Raw genomic sequence first — 17,777 nt, forward strand, 5'->3', positions numbered from 1 at the left:
TGTCAAAATGCCAATCGAAACCAAGGTGCCAGCGCAGATCCCCTCCTCTCTAGATGCCTGGGTAAGGCTGCTCGACGGCATCCGCGTGCCGGTGCCCAAAGAGAGTCACGACCGCGTTCTGGCGGCCATCAACGACAACCGTCGCTCGCTGCGCGACATCGCCGAACTGATGCAGGACAGCCCGTCGCTGGTGCTGTGCGTGATGCGCGAAGCCAATCACCCGACCCACGCCAGCCAGGCCGAGCCCGCCGAGAGCCTGGAAGTCGCCCTGAATCGCCTGGGCCTGAGCCGCACCCTGCAACTGATGGGGCGCCTGCCATCGATACCGGGCGACGACATCCCCCCAGTACTGCGCCAGTTCCTGCTGATCAGCCAGCACGCCACCCAGCAGGCCAACGGCCTGTTCGCCAGCCGCCTGGCACGCCTGTGGCAGGAAATCCACTGGGGCAGCCTGCTGTTCCTCTCGCCACTGTGGGCGCTGGCCCTGGCCTACCCCAAGCTGCTCGACACCTGGGAACTGCGGGTCATTCACAAGGGCGAAGAAGCTTCAGAGGTGGAACATGCACTGTTTGGTGTGCGCATCATGGAGTTGTGCCGCGCCGTCGCCACACACTGGCGCCTGCCGGAATGGGTCACCCAGGGTTATCGCCTGCTGCTCGAAGAACGCGAGCAACTGGCCCAGGTGTTGAACATCGCCCGCGAGCCCGACGATCTGAGCAAGCAGCATCGACTGGACGAAGAGCCCGGGCTGCGCCGCTGGTTCAACCAACCGGCCAACACCGTGCTGTTGGCCAACGGCCTCGCGCTGTCGGCCCAGGTCGGCTGGGACAACCCGCACCTGCTGCGCTGGCAACTGCTCACAGCCATGTACCTGCAAACCACGCTGGACGATGTGCAGCAGCAAGTGCACCAGCAAGCGGCGGCCAGCGCCCGTCACCACGCCCGGCATGCGCTGTTCCACCCGGCCGAGGCGCTGATCTGGCCCTGGCAGCAGCGCCGTCCGCACCCGGACATGCTCACCCCGCCACCGCCACCCGCCCAAGACCTGGCGCGCTGGCGCACGCTGTGCGGCGACCTTCTTGCACAGCCCAGCCCCTTCACCAACACCGTGCACCTGGCCACCCAGGCACGCGAGGCGCTGCTGGCTTGCGGCATGCAGCGGGTGCTGTTGTTGTTGCTCGACAAACCCAACGACTGCCTGCGCGTCCAGCAAAGCGCCGGCCTGCCGCGCGAAGCCTCAGGGCTGACGTTGGCACTGGGCCAGAGCAAGCTGCTGCAAAAACTGCTGAGCAAAGCCGCGCAACTGCGCCTGACACCCGACAACCATGCCCAGTTTTCCGCCCTGCTGCCCGCACCGCTGCGTGCGCTGTTCCCCAGCGAACACCTGCTGTTGCGCTCGCTGGCCGTGAACGACCAGGTGCTGATGCTGGCGATCGCCGACCAGGGCGGCAAGCCGCTTGCCGACGTGAGCGTGCAGGCCTTCGGGAAAACCGCACAGTGTATCGAGCGCGCGCTGGCCAGCTTCGCCAACCGCAATGCCTGAGCCTTGCGCTACAATCGCACCTCCCTTGCTCCCCGGAGACCGTGGATGACTGATTTTTCCGGCTTGCCCCTGGTGATCGAAGCCGCCGACCTGCTGCCACGCCTGGATTCGCCTGAGCTGATCCTGGTCGACCTGAGCAGCGCCAACCGCTATGTCAGCGGCCATATTCCCGGCGCGCGGTTCGTCGAGGGCAAGCGCACCCAACTGGGCCAGCCCCCGGCCCCCGGCCTGCTGCCGACCCAGGCCGACCTGGAAAAGCTGTTCAGCGAGCTTGGCCATCGGGACGACGCGGTGTACGTGGTATACGACGACGAAGGCGGCGGCTGGGCCGGGCGCTTCATCTGGCTGCTCGACGTGATCGGCCACACGCGCTACCACTACCTCAACGGCGGCATCCAGGCCTGGCCCGCGGACAAGCTCGTCACTGAAGTGCCGCCAGCCGCCAGCACGCCTGTACGCCTGCGCTTGCGCGCCGAACCCACCGCCACTCGCGAATACCTGCAAAGCCGCCTGGGCGCAGACGACCTGGTGGTCTGGGACGCCCGCGGCCCGCAGGAATTCAATGGCGAGAAAGTCCTGGCAGCCAAGGGCGGCCATATCCCCGGCGCGGTCAACTTCGAGTGGACTGCCGGCATGGACCTCAACGACCACCTGCGCATTCGCAAGGACATCGCCGAAGTACTGCAGCAGTTGGGCATCACCCCTGACAAGGAAGTGATCACCCACTGCCAGACCCACCGTCGCTCCGGATTCACCTACCTGGTGGCCAAGTCACTCGGCTATCCACGGGTCAAGGCCTACGCCGGCTCGTGGAGCGAGTGGGGCAATCACCCGGACACGCCTGTAGAAGTTTAAGGAACCTGCATGAAATCCCGTCTGTTCATCATCAGCCAGCACCTGCTGCCGCATCACCTGCTGTCGCGCCTGGCCGGCTGCGTCGCCGAGTGCCGCGCGCGCTGGTTCAAGAATGCCTTCACCGCCTGGTTCGCCAAACGCTACCAGGTGAACATGTCCGAGGCGCTGGTCGAAGACCTGACCGCCTACGAGCACTTCAACGCGTTCTTCACCCGCGCCCTCAAGCCCGGCGCGCGCCCCCTGGATGAAACCCCGGGCGCGATCCTGTGCCCGGCCGACGGCGCGGTCAGCCAGCTCGGCCCGATCGAGCACGGTCGCATCTTCCAGGCCAAGGGCCACAGCTTCAGCGCCCTCGAGCTGCTCGGTGGCGATCCGGCACTGGCCGCGCCATTCATGGGCGGCGAGTTCGCCACCATCTACCTGTCGCCGAAGGACTACCACCGCGTGCACATGCCGCTGGCCGGCACCCTGCGTGAAATGGTCTACGTACCGGGCCGCCTGTTCTCGGTCAACCAGACCACGGCAGAAAACGTCCCGGAACTGTTCGCCCGCAACGAGCGCGTGGTTTGCCTGTTCGACACCGAACGCGGGCCGATGGCCGTAGTGCTGGTGGGGGCGATGATCGTTGCCTCGATCGAGACGGTCTGGGCCGGGCTGGTCACGCCGCCCAAGCGCGAGCTGAAGACCTTCCGCTACGACGAAGCCAGCCGCGCGCCGATCCATCTGGAAAAAGGCGCGGAACTGGGGCGTTTCAAGTTGGGATCGACCGCGATCGTGCTGTTCGGACCAGAGCAGGTGAAATGGGCCGAAGCCCTGGGCGCCGGGTCTGCCGTACGCATGGGTGAGCAACTGGCGCTGCCGGCACAGGGCTGACTCAGGATTGGCGGGGCTGCTTTGCAGCCCCGCTGTTTCAGGGCCTTACGCGCGACCGTCGCGGTCACGCCAGCCGAGCAGGTACAGCACGCCATCGAGGCCCAGCGTGGAAATCGCCTGTTTGGCCGACTGACGCACCAGCGGCTTGGCGCGGAAGGCCACGCCCAGGCCGGCCAGCGACAGCATCGGCAGGTCGTTGGCGCCATCGCCCACGGCGATGGTCTGCTCCAGTTGCAATCCTTCCTTGTGCGCCAGCTCCTTCAGCAGGTCGGCCTTGCGCTGGGCATCGACAATCGGCTCGACCGCCACGCCCGTCACCTTGCCATCCACCACTTCCAGCTCATTGGCGAACACATAGTCGATGCCAAGGCGTGCCTGCACCTGCTTGGCGAAGTAGGAAAAACCGCCGGAGAGGATCGCGGTCTTGTAACCCAGGCGCTTGAGCTCGGCAAACAGGTGTTCGGCCCCTTCGGTCAGGCGTAGCGACGCGCCGATTTCGTCCAGCACGCCGACGTCCAGGCCCTTGAGCAGCGCCATGCGCTCCTTGAAGCTGGCACGGAAATCCAACTCGCCACGCATGGCGCGCTCAGTGATCGCCGACACCTGCTCGCCGACACCGGCAGCCTTGGCCAGCTCGTCGATCACCTCGGCCTCGATCAGCGTCGAATCCATGTCGAACACCGCCAGGCGGCGATTGCGACGGAACAGGTCATCCTGCTGGAAGGCGATGTCGACACCCAGCTCGGCCGACAATGCGAAGAAATCGGTGCGCAGGGCCTGGGCGTCGGTCGGTTCACCACGCACCGAGATTTCCAGGCAGGCGCGACTCTTGTCGGTGGCGGCGTCGAGCGCCACACGTGCCGACAGGCGCTCGATACGTTCGATGGTCAGGCCATATCGGCTGATGACCGCACTCACCCGCTGCAGTTGCTCAGGCGTGACCTTGCGGCTGAGCAGCGTGACGATGTGGCGATTATCGCCATGGCCGTCCACCCATTGCTGGTAGTCTGCCTCGGAGATCGGCGTGTAGCGCGCCTGCAGGTTCAGCTCATGGGCCTTGGACTGCACCCCCTGCAGCAAGCCGGTGGCGACTTCGTTGTCGGGAATATCGACCAGAATGCCGAACGACAGCGTGCCATGCATGACCGCAAGACCGATGTCGAGGATGTTCACACCGCCCTGGAGCAGGACGCCGGTGATGGCCGCAGTGAGACCCGGACGGTCTTCACCAGTGATGTTGATCAGGACGATTTCGCGCAAGACCGGGCTCCAACTCGATGAAAAATGCGCATTCTACCCACTTTCCATGACCATCGGGCGCCATCGATACTTTGCCGACAAAACGCGGGTCGCTATACTGCCCAGCATCTATTCCGCCATAAAGAGCCGCGCTCTGTGAACCGGCCCACGCCTGTCAAAACCGACAACTTCTTTCTGATGATCTTCCGAGCCCTGCGCCAGCGTCGTATTCCCCTGGCATTGCGCATCGCCAGCCACAACATCTTCCTGGTGGCGCTGGCTCTGGTGATCTATGCCTGCGTGATGGGCCTGCAGTTCAAGCAGGCCATGCACGAGCAGGCCGATGCCGTCGGCCAGAGCCTGACCGTGCAGACCGCGACCTCGGCTACCGAGCTGCTGGTGTCCAACGACATCCTCAGCCTCAACGTGCTGCTGGGCAACCTGGTGAAGAACCCGCTGGTGGCCCACGCGGCGATCTACAGCGTCGACAACCGCATCCTCGCCGAGGCCGGGCAACGGCCGAAGAACAGCCTGCTGGGCGAGGCCGAAGGGGTCTACCAGACCAAGATCACCTTCCAGGACGTGACCGCCGGGCAACTGCGCATCAGCCTGGACATGAGCCAGTTCCAGCAACCCATGCTGATCAGCCTGCAGAGCATGGGTATTCTCGCGGCCATCCTGCTGGCGTTGGCGCTCACCCTCAGCCTGCGCCTGGGTCGCTTCATCTCGACGCCGCTGCTGCAACTGCGTGTCTGGCTGCGTGACCCGCACCCCTATACCCCGGCCATCGAGCGCCAGGACGAAATCGGCGATCTCGCTCGTCAGCTCCACGCCCGTCTGGCCCCGCCGCCACCGCCGGAGCCGGAAGAAGAGGAAGACGACGAGGATGATTTCGCCGACCTGCATGTCGAGGAGCCGCCACGCAAGGCCGCACCCAAGCCCGTAGCGGCCAGGGTGGCCGCCCAGGACGACGACGCAGACGACGACGCCTTTGCCGACCTGCTCGACGACACCGAGCACAGCCCCAAGGCGCTGGCCGCACCGGAATCTGACGAGCCGAACACCAGCGCCGTGCTCGCCGTGCAACTCGGCTCCCAGGAGCAACTGCGCCGTCTGCCACGCACGCGCCTGACCGAATTGCTGGAGCGCTATCGCGACTGCCTCGACCAGGCCGCGTCGCTGTACGAAGGTGAAGTGCACACCCTCGACGATGGCAGCACACTGCTGCTGTTCCACAGCCGTGACAGCGGCGAGGACTACCTCACCAATGCCATCTGCTGTGGCGAATTGCTGCGCGCCCTGGGCCACGCCCTGCAGATCGAGGTCGCCGACAGCGGTATCACCCTGCAGTTGCAGCTGGGCCTGGCGCTGGGTGAAGACCTGCTGGGCATGGATCAGGTCGAACTGCTGATGACCGAGAAGGCCCAGGATGCCCTGGCCCTGTCGCAACACAGCCGCAACCTGCTGCTGGTCGAGCGCCAGGTCAGCGACGACGCCCTGATCCGCCAGCGCGCGCGCATTCGCCCGATCGCCAGCCCTGAAGGCGCCTGCTGTGTCGAGCGACTGATGGAGCCCTACCCGTCGATGCTCGAGCGCCAGTTGGCGCGGATGCATGAGCGTCGGGCCTGAATGGCCTGATCCGCGGTGCGGTTGTCGAAGCGGCCCTGTGTCGCGAAAGGCCTGCAATCCGGCACCCACAAAAAAGCCCGCATCGCTGCGGGCTTTTTCGTGTCTGCTGAATCAGAACCGATAGACTTCCATATCGGTGCGGATCGGCGAAGCCATCGGAATCCTCGATTTCTCCGGCTCCTTCTTGACCTGAACTGGAGCCGCCGGCTTTTTCGGCGTCTCTTCAGCGACCGCTGGCTGGTTCGCCAGTGGCTTGACGGCAACGCTCAACTGCTCGACCAGCTTCTGCAGCAACTGCCCCTGGGCCTGGACCTGCGAGGCCTCGCTGCCCTCATGCTGTTGCTCGAGGTGGACGATACGGTTGTCGCGCACATGGCCACGACGGTCCAGCACGCGCCACTGGGCATCGAGGATCGCCGGCTGGTTGGCGCCCGAGTCCAGGCGGGTGATCGACAGCAGTACCTGCACATCCGGCGTGAAGCCGGCGCTGGCAGGTGCAAGCACGACACGCTGGCTGTCCAGGCGCCAGGCGAGCTGGCGCACCAGCAACTGGTCGATATCCGACGAAAGGCTGCCGGCCCAGCGACCGTCGGTCGCCGCAGTCAGGCTGCCATCGGCTTGGCGTTGCAGAAAGGTTTCACGTTGCAGGTAGTCGGCTACCGATACCGGACCTAGCACGACCGCCATGCCGGCAGCCTGCGAAGGCTGGCCGGGGTCGCCGCTGTCGAGTTGGTACAGGGCCACCGGCTGGTGCATGCTGCACCCGCTCAGACCCAGCAACCCCGTCATCAGCAGCGCAAATGGAAGGCGCAGAAATTTCATCATCCCATCCAAGCGGCCGCCGCCCGGCAACCGCAGTGATACTCGTGTGGATTCCCGCGGGCACACGGCCACGCCGGCCCCGCAAGGGGTGTATCATCCGCGAAATAGTCGCCAGACTCCAGCATTTCCGCCCGGAACGACGCTGAAAACGCCGTTCCAGGCGAACCACCGGTTTACTCCGGGCGCTCTACCGCCATGCCGTCGACCCGCTGGAAACCACGTGGCAATTTGCTACCACGACGTCCGCGTTCGCCTTTGTAATGTTCAAGGTCATCCGGCTTCAGTGACAGGGTACGCTTGCCAGCCTGCAATACAAGCGTCGATCCCTCGGCGATCACCGCCAGATCGGTGACGAATTCTTCACGACTGGCCACGCGATCACCCGGTACGCCAATGATCTTGTTGCCCTTGCCTTTGCCCAGTTGCGGCAGGTCGGCAACCTTGAACACCAGCAGGCGACCTTCGGTGGTGACCGCCGCCAGCCAGTCCTGCTCACGATCGGCGACGGGCCGCGGCGTCATCACCTTGGCGCCATTGGGCAGGCTGAGCAGCCCTTTGCCCGCCTTGTTCTTGGCCTGCAGATCCTCGCCCTTGACCACGAAACCGTAGCCAGCATCGGATGCCACCACATACAGCGCATCATCGTCCGGCAGCAGCACGCACTCGAACGTGGCGCCCGGCGGCGGCGTCAGACGCCCGGTCAGCGGCTCGCCCTGGCCACGGGCCGATGGCAGGCTGTGGGCTGCCAGCGAATAGCTGCGCCCGGTGGAGTCGATAAGCACCGCGAATTGGTTGGAACGCCCCGCCGCTGCAGCCTTGAAGCCATCGCCGGCCTTGTACGAAAGGCCTGTGGCATCGATATCGTGGCCCTTGGCACAACGTACCCAGCCTTTTTCCGACAGCACAACGGTGACCGGCTCGGTCGGCATCAGCTCGTTTTCCGACAGAGCCTTGGCCTCGGCGCGCTCGACGATTGGCGAGCGGCGATCGTCGCCGTAAGTTTCGGCGTCCTTGATCAGTTCGCTGCGTACCAGCTTGCGCAGCTTCGTCTCGCTGCCCAGCAGGGCCTGCAGCTTGGCCTGCTCCTTGAGCAACTCGTCCTGCTCGCCACGGATCTTCATCTCTTCCAGGCGCGCCAGCTGACGCAGGCGGGTCTCGAGGATGTAGTCGGCCTGAATCTCGGTCAGCTCGAAGCGCTCGATCAGCGCCTGCTTGGGATGATCCTCGGTGCGGATGATGTGAATCACTTCATCCAGGTTGAGGAATGCTGTGAGCAAGCCATCGAGCAGGTGCAGGCGCTTCTCGACCTTGTCGAGGCGGAACTGCAGGCGGCGGCGTACGGTGCCGATGCGGAACTGCAGCCACTCCTGCAACAGCGTGCGCAGGTTCTTCAACTGAGGACGGCCATCGAGGCCGATGATGTTGACGTTGACCCGGTAGCTGTTTTCAAGATCGGTGGTGGCGAACAGATGCTGCATCAGTTCGTCGGCGTCCACACGGTTGGAGCGCGGAATGATGACGATGCGGCACGGGTTCTCGTGGTCCGACTCGTCACGCAGGTCGGCGACCATCGGCAGCTTCTTGTTCTGCATCTGCGCGGCGATCTGCTCCAGCACCTTGGCACCGGACACCTGATGCGGCAGAGCAGTGACCACGATGTCGCCGTCCTCGACACGGTACACCGCGCGCATGCGAATCGAGCCCTTGCCGGTTTCGTAGATCTTCTGGATCTCGGCCCGTGGCGTGACGATCTCGGCTTCGGTTGGGTAGTCAGGGCCCTGGATGTGCTCGCACAGCTGCTCGATGGTTGCCTTCGGCTCGTCGAGCAGGCGCACGCAGGCGCTGGCGACTTCACGCAGGTTGTGCGGCGGCACGTCGGTGGCCATGCCCACGGCGATGCCGGTGGTGCCGTTGAGCAGGATGTTCGGCAGGCGCGCTGGCAATACCTGCGGCTCCTGCAGGGTGCCGTCGAAGTTCGGCACCCAGTCGACTGTGCCCTGGCCCAGTTCGCTGAGCAGCACCTCGGAGTAGCGCGACAGCCGCGCCTCGGTGTAACGCATGGCAGCGAACGACTTCGGATCGTCCGGCGCACCCCAGTTGCCCTGGCCGTCGACCAGCGTGTAGCGGTAGCTGAACGGCTGCGCCATCAGCACCATGGCTTCATAGCACGCCGAATCGCCGTGGGGGTGGAACTTGCCGAGCACGTCGCCGACGGTACGCGCCGACTTCTTGTGCTTGGAATCGGCATCCAGCCCCAGTTCGCTCATGGCATAGACGATACGTCGCTGCACCGGCTTGAGGCCGTCGCCGATGTGCGGCAGGGCGCGATCCATGATCACGTACATGGAGTAGTTGAGGTAGGCCTGTTCGGTGAAGTCGGCCAGGGAACGGCGTTCGACGCCTTCGAGACTGTCCAGTAAGTCGCTCATGCGAGCCTCGTCATTTCAGGTTCTGGCGCAGCAGCATGGTGCCGCCGCGCTGAGTAAATTCAAGTTGTTTCAAAGCACTCATGCCGAGCAGCACCGTCTGTCCGTCCAGCCCGGGCACCACCAGGGCACGCACATCGCGCAGGCGGATATCGCCCAACTGCAGGCTGTCGAGCCGTGTGCGGTAGCCCTCGGTGCGGCCATTGGCGGTGCTGAGCATCACCGACGCGCCGCGCTGCAGCGCCAGATCACGGGCAAGTGCCTCGGGGATCGCCACATCGGTGGCACCGGTATCGAGCATGAAATGCACGACCTTGCCGTTGATCGCGCCATCGGCGACGAAGTGGCCCTGGCCATTGCCCAGCAGGCGCACCTCGACAAAGCCTTCGCCGCGCTCGGACTGCACGACACTGTTGGGGTTCTGCTGGCGATCCTCCCACTGCCCGAAAAAGCGCGTGGCAAGAAACATCGCCGCCGCCCAGGCGAGGACCATCAGGACCCGGCCCGCCCGCTTGCCCGCTGGCTGGCTCAAGGCTCCGCGCTCCAGCCGCCCGCTGGCGCGGCAAAGCGCCAGACGATAGGGCGGGTTTCACCATCGGCACGGGTGCCGTTGTTGTTGTCCAGGCCGATCCAGGCGCCGTCCTTGTCGATCACCAGCGCTTCGGCCAGGCCGAACGGCTGGTCGTAGCGACGCGTGTCGACCAGGGCATCGGCGGCGAACGACCAGCAGCGCTCGACCGCTCCGGTGTCGGCATCACGCCGGCAAATGCGGAAGGCATTGCGCTCCAGGGTGAACAGCTTGCCGTCGAACAGTGCAAGGTCGGCGAAGTCCCGCGACAGTGCCCGCGAGCCGGGCATCTGTGACGGTTGCATCTCCACTCCGGCCTCGCTGAGCAGCACACAACTACGTCCGCAGGTCCATACCGCTTGCTGGCGCTGCACGGCAATCAGCCCCCGACGCTCGCGCTCGGCAGCCAACCACAGGCGGTCACCGGCCGGATTGATGGCCAGGCCTTCGAACAAGGCATTGAAGTGCAGCAGCATGCCACTGGCACGGGCCTGGCGAACCATGGCCGGATCGATCCTCAGCCAGTTCGGCTCGCCCTCGACGGGCAATTGCAGCACCGCCGCATGTGCCTCGCTGACCACATAGAAGTTGCCCGCGCTGTCACAGGTGATGCCTTCGAAATCCAGCTCGCCGCCACGAATGAACGATACCGCCCAGTTGCGTGACTTCAGCCCCCAGGGCAGCCCGCTCTCCGGCACTGGTGGCGGGGTGAAGGCCAGGGCCTCTGCCCGCCACACACCTTCCTGTTGCTCCAGTCGGTAGATACGATCGTCGTCGCGGTCCGAGACACCCCACAGGGCGCCACGGCACAGGGCCAGGCCCGACAGGTTGCCGCCGCGCATGCCCTCGATCGGGTGCTCGGCGGTGAGCTTGAGCTCCGGCCAGTCGCTGGCGAAACTCGCCAAACTGGCCAGCGCGAGCAAGGCTGCGACAAGCAGACGAATCAAACCAGGACCTCGGCCAGGTTGCCTTTGGTCTCCAGCCAGTTCTTGCGATCGCCCGCACGCTTCTTGGCGAGCAGCATGTCCATGATCTCGGTGGTGCCGGCCAGGTCATCCAAGGTGAGCTGCACCAGGCGCCGAGTGTTCGGATCCATGGTCGTTTCGCGCAATTGTGGCGGATTCATTTCGCCCAGGCCCTTGAATCGGGTGACCTGGGGCTTGCCGCGCTTCTTCTCGGCGACCAGACGGTCGAGAATGCCGTCGCGCTCGGCTTCGTCGAGGGCGTAGTAGATCTCCTTGCCCAGGTCGATACGGTACAGCGGCGGCATGGCCACATAGACGTGCCCGGCCTCGACCAGCGGACGGAAGTGCTGGACGAACAGCGCGCACAGCAGCGTGGCGATGTGCAAGCCGTCGGAGTCGGCGTCGGCGAGGATGCAGATCTTGCCGTAGCGCAGTTGCGACAGGTCGGTGGCACCTGGGTCTACGCCGATGGCCACGGCGATGTTGTGCACCTCCTGACTGGCGAGCACTTCGCCGCCATCGACTTCCCAGGTGTTGAGGATCTTCCCGCGCAGGGGCAGGATCGCCTGGAACTCCTTGTCACGCGCTTGCTTGGCCGAACCACCTGCCGAGTCGCCCTCGACCAGGAACAGTTCGGCACGCATCGGGTCCTGCCCGGCGCAATCGGCCAGTTTGCCGGGCAATGCCGGCCCCTGGGTGATGCGCTTGCGCTCGACCTTCTTGCTCGCCTTGAGGCGACGGCCGGCGTTGCTGATCGCCAGCTCCGCCAGTTGCATGCCCAGCTCCGGGTGGGCGTTGAGCCACAGGCTGAAGGCATCCTTGACTACGCCAGAAACGAACGCCGCGGCCTCGCGAGACGACAGGCGCTCCTTGGTCTGGCCGGAGAACTGCGGCTCCTGCATTTTCATCGAGAGCACGAAGGTGATGCGCTCCCACACGTCCTCAGGCGCCAGCTTGACCCCACGCGGCAGCAAGTTGCGGAACTCGCAGAACTCGCGCATGGCATCGAGCAGGCCCTGGCGCAGGCCATTGACGTGGGTGCCACCCTGGGCGGTGGGGATCAGGTTGACGTAGCTTTCCTGAACGCTGTCGCCGCCCTCGGGCAGCCACAGCAGCGCCCAGTCAACAGCTTCTTTATTACCGGCCAGGCTGCCGCAGAACGGCTCGTCGGGCAGACGCTGGAATTCGCTGACCGAGTCGACCAGGTACGAGCGCAGCCCATCCTCGTAGTGCCACTCGACCTTCTCGCCGGTGCCCTTGTCCTCGAAGCTGATCGACAACCCCGGGCACAGCACGGCCTTGGCCTTGAGCACGTGCTTGAGACGGCTGATGGAAAATTTGGCCGAATCGAAATACTTGGGATCGGGCGCGAAGTAGACGCTGGTACCGGTGTTGCGCTTGCCGACCGTGCCGATTACTTCCAGCTCGGTGGCCTTGAAACCATCGGCGAAGGTCATCTGGTATTCATTGCCGTCGCGCTTGACCCGCACGCGGACCTGGGTCGACAGGGCGTTGACCACCGAAATGCCCACGCCGTGCAGGCCGCCGGAGAACTGGTAGTTCTTGTTGGAAAACTTGCCGCCGGCGTGCAGCTTGGTAAGGATCAGCTCGACACCCGAGACGCCTTCTTCAGGGTGGATATCCACCGGCATGCCGCGACCATCGTCGCTGACTTCCAGCGAATGGTCGGCATGCAGCACGACCTGGATCGACCGGGCATGACCGGCGAGGGCTTCGTCGACGCTGTTGTCGATGACTTCCTGGGCCAGGTGGTTGGGCCGGCTGGTGTCGGTATACATGCCCGGCCGCTTGCGGACCGGGTCAAGGCCGGAGAGGACTTCGATGGCGTCTGCGTTATAGGCGCTAGCGCTGGGATTGGCCATGGGTTCTCGTCGTCAGTCTGGTGAGTGCAAAAAAGGTCAAAATACAGAAAAATCAAGCGCCGCATACTGCGCGCGGGCAATGCCGGCGAAGGCCAGCAGGGCCGGCAGGCGCTCGGCGAAACCCTGGAAACTGTGATCACCGCCCGCCTCGATACGCAGGGCGCAGGCCCGGTAATAACGTTCGGCATGGCGATAGTCCAGCGTTTCATCAGCAGTCTGCAACCACACCTGATAACGCGAGGCGTCCTGGGGCGGCGGCACCTCCAGTTCGGCCAGGGCCTGAACGTGGTCGAGGGTCAGTTCCCAGGTTTCCTCGCTGTAGTGATTGCGCTGCGTGCCGAGGTAGCCGTCGAAATGCTTGTGCGGGGTCACTGCCGGGTTGACCAGCAGGGCCTTGAGGTCATGGCGCTCGGCCAGGTGCGTGGCATAGTAGCCGCCGAGGGAGCTGCCGACCAGCAGCGGAGCACCGAGCTCGGCGATAGCCGTCTCGAGCTGGGCCATGGCCTGGCGCGGATGGTGATGCAGGGCCGGGACGCGCAGGTGGTCGCCCAGACCCAACTGCTGCATCACCGCTTCGAGCTGGCGCGCCTTGGCGGACAACGGCGAGCTGTTGAAGCCATGGATATAGAGGATGGAACCCGACATGCTGCCCCCGGAATCTGTGGCTTCGCGCCCGACGATGCGGGCACAGGGACGCGCAGTGTAGCGCGTTCGCCGGGTTTTGGCGCAAGGGTGGGATTTTCGCAACACAATCTTCAAATCCCACGGCTGCCGCGGTCTTTGCAAGAGCGGTAGCCTGTCAGTAACCCGGACTGTTGAAATCCAGGGTCACCACGAAATCCTTCGCCCGCTCGACGCCGGTTTCGAGCCGCCCGTCGGCATGCAGCCGCAGCCAGCGATACCCCGGCTGTTCTTCGCTGACCTTGAAGTCTTCGCTGTGCGCGGCGAACTGGATGCAGGTCGAGGGCGTGGCCAGCAAGCGAATACCGTCGCGGACCTCGTCCCACTCCTGATGGATGTGCCCCCACAGCAACGCCTTCACCTGTGGATAAGTCCGCAGACGCTGCAGCAGCTCATCGGCATTGCGCAAGCCGATCGGCGCAATCCAGGCGCAGCCGATATCCACCGGCTGGTGGTGGCAGCACACCAGGCAGTGGCGCTCACCCGCCGACGCCAAAGCCGCATCGAGGGCCGCCAGCTGGTCTTGTTCAAGAAGCCCGTGGGTGGCCCCCAGTACCGCCGAGTTGAGCATCACCACGCGCCAGGCGCCAATGTCGGTAACGGCATGGACCAGATCGGGCGCCACACGCGCCATGACCTCGGCCTCGTCATGGTTGCCCGGCAACCAACGGGTCGGCACGGCAAAACCGTCGGTCAGCTCGCGGAACGCCGCGTATGAGTTCACGCTGGCGTCCTGGGACAGGTCACCGGTGCACAGCAACAGGTCGATGCGCGGCTGCTCGCGCCGCACCTGGCTCACCACGTGGCGCAGGCTGTCACGGGTGTTGAGGCCCAGCAAGGTGCCAGCCGGATCGGCGAACAGGTGGGCGTCGGTGAGCTGCACCACATGCACCGGAGCCTGCGCGGGAGGGGTTGGTGAATGCGACAACGGCCGTCTCCTTGATCGGATTCGGCACGATTATGGCCGCAGAAAGAGTTGGAGCAAATACTCGAAACCAACCGGCGTCACATTTCAACGCACGGTTTCGAACTCGTGGCCGCAGGCCAGGCAATGGCTCAGCCACTCACCGAGGAACAGGTTGAGCTGGGCCTTCTCGTCGGGCTGGTGCATGGCCGCGTTGGGATACGGGTAGATGCTGCGCAGACGCCGGGTGTGCTCGGCACTCACCACTTCGGCCATGCGTGCATCGTGATAGACCTGCACTTCGAGTTGCGGCACCGGCAGCCACGGCAGGCTGTGCTCCTGGCATACCCGCAGCGTGGTGGTGTAGGGGCAGGCCAGCACCACGTCGAGCACCAGCACGCCGAGCATCTGGTCGCCCTGGGTCATGCCGATGCGTCGCGAGCTTTGCGTGGTACGCATGTCCGGCAGCAGGCGCATCAGCCGCGCGTAGTTGGCCTCGCAGGCTGCCTGCAGGCCGACGAGATCGACCCGGTAGCGTTCGCGCAGCAGGTTCACTTCCACATCCCCCGGACTTCGTCACGGTTCAGCGCCAGCCACTGCAGGGCGATGATGCTTGCCGCGTTGGCGATGCGTCCGTCACGTACTGCCTGCAACGCATCCTCGAACGACCAGACACGCACGCGGATGTCCTCGCCCTCTTCCTCCAGCCCGTGCAGGCCACCGGCACCCTCGCTGCTGCAACGCCCGAGAAACAGATGAACAAACTCGTCACTGCCACCAGGCGACGGGAAGTAACGGGTCATCGGCCACAGCGCGCAGAAGCTCAAGCCTGCCTCTTCTTCGGCTTCGCGGTGGGCGACTTCCTCAGGTTGCTCATCCTTGTCGATCAGCCCGGCGACCAGTTCGATCAGCCAGGGATTGTCGGTCTTGTCCAGCGCACCGACGCGGAACTGCTCGATCAGCACCACTTCATCACGCAGCGGATCGTAGGGCAGCACGCAGACGGCGTCGTGGCGCACGAACAGCTCGCGGCTGATCTCGCGCCCCATGCCACCGGCGAACAGTTCGTGGCGCAGGCGCACCTTGTCGAGCTTGTAGAAGCCCTGGAAGCAATTGGCCCGCTCGACGATCTCGACCGCCCTGGGCACCGAATTCAAGGTGTCTGACATGGAATTCCTCGTTACATCAACGACTGCGTCGCGCCATCCTACTCTGCGTGCCGCCAGCTTTCATCCCTTTCCGGCGACCGGGACAGGCTGTTCTCACTCTGTTAGCTTAGTGGCGAACCGAAGGCCCTGCCGACGGTCCAAGGCCGATCATCCATGTTCTGCAAGGATCACCATGACGCTCGTCAAACTGACTGCCGTCGCCCTGCTGGCGTTGACCCTCGGCGCCTGCCAGAGCTTGTTCACGCCCAACTATCGCGCACCGCTCGAGGTCAAGCGCGAAGCCTGGGAGCACGTCAAACCCGGTTGCAGCGAGCGCGATTGCCCGCTGGTAAACATCGACACCGTGCACTTCCCGGCGCTGCCCAAGCTCGATGCCATCGTCGAGCGTCGCTTGCTGCAACTGACCGAAGACAACCAGCGCAGCACCGCACCCACCACGCTGCAGCAGTACGAGCAGCAATACCTGGCCAGCGCGCAAGCGCGCAACAGCAGCTACCTGCAGGCCAAGGTACGCGAGCAGCATGACGGACTGGTGATCGTCGAGCTGTCCAGTTACCTGGACAGCGGCGGCGCCCACGGCATGCCAGGGCGGGCCTTCATCAACTATTCACGCAAGCAGGACAAGGTCCTCACGCTGCAGGACATGCTGGTGCCTGGCCAGGAGGAGACCTTCTGGAAGACCGTCGAGGAGTCGCACCGCGCCTGGCTGATCAGCACCGGCATGGACAAGGACGCCGAGTTCGTGAAGACCTGGCCATTCAAGCGCTCGCCGCACATCGCCCTGACGTACGGCGCGGTGGTGGTGAAGTATGAGGTCTACGCGATCGCGCCCTATTCCATGGGCCACGTCGAACTGAAGATCCCTTATCCGCGCCTGAACGGCGTCATCAAGCCCGAACTGTTTCCCGGCCGCGGATAGCACGCAGCACCCCATATAGGCCACCTGCCAGCAGCAAGGCTGGCAGGGTCGCGCCCAGCTCCGGCGCCTTGTTCGCCAGCAGGTGGTAGACCATCACCCCCGCCAGCCAGGCCAGCAGCGCCGGCCAATGCAGCCCCGGCACCTGCTGCGGCATGCGGCGACGGCGGATCACGAAGTGATCCATCAGCACCACGCCGAACAGCGGCGCGAACACCGAACCGATCAGCAGCAGGAAGTTCTGGTACTGGGCCAGCGGCGCCAGCAACGCGATCAGGGTGCACAGCAGGCCGATCGCCAGCGCCAGGTGCTCGACCTTGAGCTTTACCAACAAGCCTGTGGACACTGCCGCCGAATGAATGTCGGCGAAGGCGTTTTCCGACTCGTCCAGCAGGATCAGCAACAGCGGGATACCAAGCCCGGCGCCAGCCAGGGCCAACAGCAGGGCATTCACCTCACCGCTCGGGGCGAACGCCAGGGTGTAGGCCACGCCCAGGCTCATCAGCCAGGCGTTGCCGATGAAAAAGCCCAGTGCGGTGCCACCGAAGACTCGGCTGGCACGCTTGCCGAAACGCGAGTAGTCGGCGATCAGCGGCAGCCACGACAGCGGCATGGCGATGACGATATCGAAGCCCACCGCCAGTGACAGCGAGCCATCGCCGGGGCGACGCCAGAGGTCGGCAAGATCGGCCTTGGCGAACAGGTTCCAGGTCAGCCACAGGCAGGCACCGAGCAACAGCCAGATCCCCCACTTGCGCAGCACCTTGCGCACGAAGGCCAGCGGCCCGCTGACGGCGAGCAGGGTTGCCAGTGCGCCGAAGCACAGGGTCCAGAGCAGCGGGCTGTTCCAGGCACTGCCTTCGCCGAAGGTGCGTGCGCCCAGCAGGCTGGCGGCGTCACGCATGACAATGATCTCGAACGATCCCCACCCGACCAGCTGCAGCAGGTTGAGCAGTGCCGGCAGGCGCGCGCCATGACGCCCCAGCGACAGGCGCAGACCGGCCATCGCAGAGAGGCCGGTATCACTGCCGGTCACCCCGACCGCTGCCAGCAACAGCACCCCGACCGCAGTCCCGAGCACGATCGCCAGCACCGAGCCCGCCAGGCCCAGGCCCGGCGCCAGCAAGGCGCCGACCTGCAGCACCATCAGGCCGATGCCGAGGGAAAACCACAGCGAGAACAGGTCGCGGGCGCCGAACAGGCGCTGGCTGGAAGGGACCGGGTGATCGGGGGAGAAATGGCTGGGGGTGGTCATTGGAAGGGTCGCCAAAGGAGTTGGGGTCTGTGGTGAAGTCTCCGGCCCT

Annotated in this window: 16 protein-coding genes; 5 read left to right on the plus strand and 11 right to left on the minus strand. The window is 64.9% G+C overall.

Annotation, left to right across the window (positions count from 1 at the left end; translation table 11 throughout):
• Positions 1-7: 7 nt before the first annotated feature.
• The 3 genes from ACPZMI_RS15290 to asd are packed head-to-tail and all read left to right on the plus strand — an operon-like array spanning position 8 to position 3,271.
• Positions 8-1,543, plus strand: a complete 1,536-nt coding sequence (locus ACPZMI_RS15290; protein WP_186709716.1) for an HDOD domain-containing protein — start codon at positions 8-10, stop codon at positions 1,541-1,543.
• A gap of 45 nt (positions 1,544-1,588) precedes the next feature.
• The gene (locus tag ACPZMI_RS15295; RefSeq protein ID WP_186709718.1) at positions 1,589-2,398 is read left to right on the plus strand and encodes a rhodanese-like domain-containing protein; all 810 of its coding nucleotides are present in this window, start codon (positions 1,589-1,591) and stop codon (positions 2,396-2,398) included.
• A 9-nt stretch (positions 2,399-2,407) separates the two neighbouring features.
• Positions 2,408-3,271, plus strand: a complete 864-nt coding sequence (gene asd / locus ACPZMI_RS15300; RefSeq protein WP_186709720.1) for an archaetidylserine decarboxylase — start codon at positions 2,408-2,410, stop codon at positions 3,269-3,271.
• 45 nt (positions 3,272-3,316) lie between these two features.
• On the opposite strand, the gene serB is transcribed toward asd, so the two are convergent.
• Positions 3,317-4,531 (minus strand): phosphoserine phosphatase SerB, encoded by a 1,215-nt coding sequence (serB, locus tag ACPZMI_RS15305; protein WP_186711413.1) that lies wholly within the window; start codon positions 4,529-4,531, stop codon positions 3,317-3,319.
• Between the two features lie 135 nt (positions 4,532-4,666).
• Between serB and ACPZMI_RS15310 the strand changes: the two genes are divergently transcribed.
• On the plus strand, positions 4,667-6,139 hold the full coding sequence (locus ACPZMI_RS15310) for a histidine kinase (RefSeq protein WP_186711414.1): 1,473 nt from the start codon (positions 4,667-4,669) through the stop codon (positions 6,137-6,139).
• 111 nt (positions 6,140-6,250) lie between these two features.
• On the opposite strand, the gene ACPZMI_RS15315 is transcribed toward ACPZMI_RS15310, so the two are convergent.
• From ACPZMI_RS15315 to ACPZMI_RS15355, 9 genes are all read right to left on the minus strand, one after another.
• Entirely contained in the window at positions 6,251-6,961 is a 711-nt protein-coding gene (locus ACPZMI_RS15315; RefSeq protein ID WP_186665908.1) for a PqiC family protein, read from the minus strand.
• A 173-nt stretch (positions 6,962-7,134) separates the two neighbouring features.
• Complete coding sequence (parC, locus tag ACPZMI_RS15320) at positions 7,135-9,390, minus strand: DNA topoisomerase IV subunit A (RefSeq protein ID WP_186711415.1); 2,256 nt, start codon at positions 9,388-9,390, stop codon at positions 7,135-7,137.
• 10 nt (positions 9,391-9,400) lie between these two features.
• Positions 9,401-9,919, minus strand: coding sequence for a retropepsin-like aspartic protease family protein (locus tag ACPZMI_RS15325; protein ID WP_426352573.1), 519 nt, complete (start codon positions 9,917-9,919; stop codon positions 9,401-9,403).
• A complete protein-coding gene (locus tag ACPZMI_RS15330) occupies positions 9,916-10,899 on the minus strand; it encodes an esterase-like activity of phytase family protein (protein ID WP_483407402.1) in 984 nt (327 codons plus the stop codon). The genes ACPZMI_RS15325 and ACPZMI_RS15330 overlap by 4 nt, the downstream gene beginning before the upstream one ends.
• A complete protein-coding gene (gene parE, locus ACPZMI_RS15335) occupies positions 10,899-12,803 on the minus strand; it encodes a DNA topoisomerase IV subunit B (RefSeq protein ID WP_054893165.1) in 1,905 nt (634 codons plus the stop codon). Before parE ends, ACPZMI_RS15330 begins: the two co-directional genes overlap by 1 nt.
• 36 nt (positions 12,804-12,839) lie before the next feature.
• On the minus strand, positions 12,840-13,448 hold the full coding sequence (locus ACPZMI_RS15340) for a YqiA/YcfP family alpha/beta fold hydrolase (RefSeq protein WP_426352574.1): 609 nt from the start codon (positions 13,446-13,448) through the stop codon (positions 12,840-12,842).
• Positions 13,449-13,602: 154 nt separating this feature from the next.
• Complete coding sequence (gene cpdA, locus ACPZMI_RS15345; protein WP_426352575.1) at positions 13,603-14,412, minus strand: 3',5'-cyclic-AMP phosphodiesterase; 810 nt, start codon at positions 14,410-14,412, stop codon at positions 13,603-13,605.
• Positions 14,413-14,496: 84 nt separating this feature from the next.
• Complete coding sequence (locus tag ACPZMI_RS15350; RefSeq protein ID WP_186665899.1) at positions 14,497-14,949, minus strand: DUF1249 domain-containing protein; 453 nt, start codon at positions 14,947-14,949, stop codon at positions 14,497-14,499.
• Positions 14,940-15,557: an NUDIX domain-containing protein gene (locus ACPZMI_RS15355; protein WP_186665897.1), complete on the minus strand. Its 618-nt coding sequence runs from the start codon at positions 15,555-15,557 to the stop codon at positions 14,940-14,942. The genes ACPZMI_RS15350 and ACPZMI_RS15355 overlap by 10 nt, the downstream gene beginning before the upstream one ends.
• Positions 15,558-15,729: 172 nt before the next feature.
• Here ACPZMI_RS15355 and ACPZMI_RS15360 point away from each other — a divergent pair, with 172 nt between their 5' ends.
• Complete coding sequence (locus ACPZMI_RS15360) at positions 15,730-16,476, plus strand: RsiV family protein (protein ID WP_426352576.1); 747 nt, start codon at positions 15,730-15,732, stop codon at positions 16,474-16,476.
• On the opposite strand, the gene cytX is transcribed toward ACPZMI_RS15360, so the two are convergent.
• Complete coding sequence (cytX, locus tag ACPZMI_RS15365; protein WP_186665895.1) at positions 16,445-17,728, minus strand: putative hydroxymethylpyrimidine transporter CytX; 1,284 nt, start codon at positions 17,726-17,728, stop codon at positions 16,445-16,447. The genes ACPZMI_RS15360 and cytX overlap by 32 nt on opposite strands.
• Positions 17,729-17,777: the final 49 nt, after the last annotated feature.

Origin of the sequence: Pseudomonas wayambapalatensis (assembly GCF_049942315.1) — a bacterium.
Classification (GTDB): Bacteria; Pseudomonadota; Gammaproteobacteria; order Pseudomonadales; family Pseudomonadaceae; genus Aquipseudomonas; species Aquipseudomonas wayambapalatensis.

Coding starts and splice junctions, on each gene's coding strand:
- ACPZMI_RS15290 (WP_186709716.1), top strand. CDS start 8: ATGCCAATCGAAACCAAGGTGCCAGCGCAGATCCCCTCCTCTCTAGAT.
- ACPZMI_RS15295 (WP_186709718.1), top strand. CDS start 1,589: ATGACTGATTTTTCCGGCTTGCCCCTGGTGATCGAAGCCGCCGACCTG.
- asd (WP_186709720.1), top strand. CDS start 2,408: ATGAAATCCCGTCTGTTCATCATCAGCCAGCACCTGCTGCCGCATCAC.
- ACPZMI_RS15315 (WP_186665908.1), bottom strand. CDS start 6,961: ATGAAATTTCTGCGCCTTCCATTTGCGCTGCTGATGACGGGGTTGCTG.
- parC (WP_186711415.1), bottom strand. CDS start 9,390: ATGAGCGACTTACTGGACAGTCTCGAAGGCGTCGAACGCCGTTCCCTG.
- parE (WP_054893165.1), bottom strand. CDS start 12,803: ATGGCCAATCCCAGCGCTAGCGCCTATAACGCAGACGCCATCGAAGTC.
- ACPZMI_RS15340 (WP_426352574.1), bottom strand. CDS start 13,448: ATGTCGGGTTCCATCCTCTATATCCATGGCTTCAACAGCTCGCCGTTG.
- ACPZMI_RS15355 (WP_186665897.1), bottom strand. CDS start 15,557: ATGTCAGACACCTTGAATTCGGTGCCCAGGGCGGTCGAGATCGTCGAG.
- ACPZMI_RS15360 (WP_426352576.1), top strand. CDS start 15,730: ATGACGCTCGTCAAACTGACTGCCGTCGCCCTGCTGGCGTTGACCCTC.
- cytX (WP_186665895.1), bottom strand. CDS start 17,728: ATGACCACCCCCAGCCATTTCTCCCCCGATCACCCGGTCCCTTCCAGC.